The organism is Sphingobacteriales bacterium, assembly GCA_012517435.1.
Taxonomy (GTDB): domain Bacteria; phylum Bacteroidota; class Bacteroidia; order CAILMK01; family JAAYUY01; genus JAAYUY01.
In genome coordinates this window covers 1-1704 of sequence record JAAYUY010000186.1, presented here as the reverse complement: position 1 = coordinate 1704, position 1704 = coordinate 1, and the positions used below count along the sequence as shown (strand labels likewise).

Sequence of the window (1704 nt, the reverse complement as noted above, 5' to 3'; positions counted from 1 at the left end):
TCATTCCGCTATTATCCCACTTCAAACGGAATTTATTACTGGAACGACATCAGTACACCTGATTCAGCATTGGTTTATGATACCTTTTATAAAGATACCATCGTCTATCGCCTTTGGGTTGACGGCAAAGTCGCCAATCAAATTCATTTCATGTTCAAACCATCATACTGGCAAAAATTCAATACAGCTGACTCAACAGTTTCCATGATACCTAAGCCATCTATTGCTCTTACTTTATATAACAACAAAAGTAATCCATTTCAAGCCACTAACATGACCGTCTGGCCTACCTACTACAACATTACCAAATGGGATACCCTGACCGGAAACGCTTTAGACTCCGTTTTGGTGCCACCGGATTCTGTTATCATGCTCGACTCATTTGTTGTCGAAATCATTGATAAAATCACAAGCCATTATGAACATTTCCTAACCTATCCCAATCAGGGAAGAATTCCTACGGCAGCCGTTCTTGACCGTAATGAAAACGGCAGAATCGATATTGAAGAGCCAACATGGAACACCACGATAGCCAGTGGAGGCCGCTACGGAAGTACCGGATTAACCACAATGCCCAATGCTGCTATTGACGACAACGGCAACCTCTTCCTCATTTATTCTTCCCCTGTCGAAGAAGCCATTTCACCCGTGAATGGTGAAAACTACAGGGATATTTATGTTACCTATACCAAAGATGGCGGAAAGACATGGGGACCTGCTCAAAACATTTCCGACAATCCCGTGATGGAAAATGTCTTTGGTCATTGTGCCAAAAAAGCCGACAATTACCTTCATTTTTATTATCAGGAAGACGAAGAACCGGGAACAGAAGTCCAGAATGGCGATCCTCCGACAATCAACTACATTTTCTACCTCAAAATCCCCGTTCAGGATATACTGAATGATGTTATCGGCCCGGGTGCCGGTGTTTCCATCAAGGAAGATAACCGCAAGGAAATTTCACTTAACGGAATTTATCCTAATCCTGTTACCTACGAATCGGTGATCAGCTTTAACATACCGAATACTTCAGATGTCAGGGTAACCATTTTTGATATTCTGGGTAAAAAAGTAACAGAAAATCAATATCGTAACCTGAAAGCCGGACAGCATGAACTTCCGGTTGATGCTTCAGGACTGAAACCAGGCACCTATATTATTACTTTGACAAGCGGGAATGAAAGCCTGACTTCAAAATTAATTGTAAGATAATTTAATCATTCTCAATAACTTAAAAGCAGCTTTTTCTTAAAGGCTGCTTTTTTTTTATTTCATGTGCAAGATTTTACATACATGATTGTCCTATTGCTGTTTGTTAACCAATGAAATTAATCCTATGAAAACAAGAATGTTAAAGAAAATGAAAACTCTGGCAATAGCCATGATGATGATTTTACCGCTAGCCGGTATCGCACAGAGAGGTCCGGGTAATTGTCCGAATGGCGGACCAGGCAGTGGGAATTGTAAAATGATTCCTAACCTGACTGATGACCAGCAAAAGAAAATCGATGCCCTGAATGTTAAACACCTGAAAGAAGTAACCAACCTGAAAAATCAGGTAAAAATCAAGGAAGCCGAACTCCGTGTGCTGGAAACAGCAGATAAACCTGATAAAAACGCTATTGATAAGAAGATAGACGAAATCATGACACTGAAAACCCAACTGGCTAAAGCAGGTGCCAATCACCGTCAGGAAGTCAGGGC

Annotated in this window: 2 protein-coding genes; both read left to right on the top strand. The window is 41.0% G+C overall.

Annotated elements, in window-relative coordinates; genetic code table 11:
- A partial coding sequence (locus GX437_10655) for a T9SS type A sorting domain-containing protein (GenBank protein ID NLJ08120.1) occupies nucleotides 1-1212 on the top strand: 1212 nt, incomplete at its 5' end.
- Nucleotides 1213-1336: 124 nt separating this feature from the next.
- Nucleotides 1337-1704 (top strand): periplasmic heavy metal sensor (locus tag GX437_10650; protein NLJ08119.1); only part of this gene is annotated, 368 nt, incomplete at its 3' end.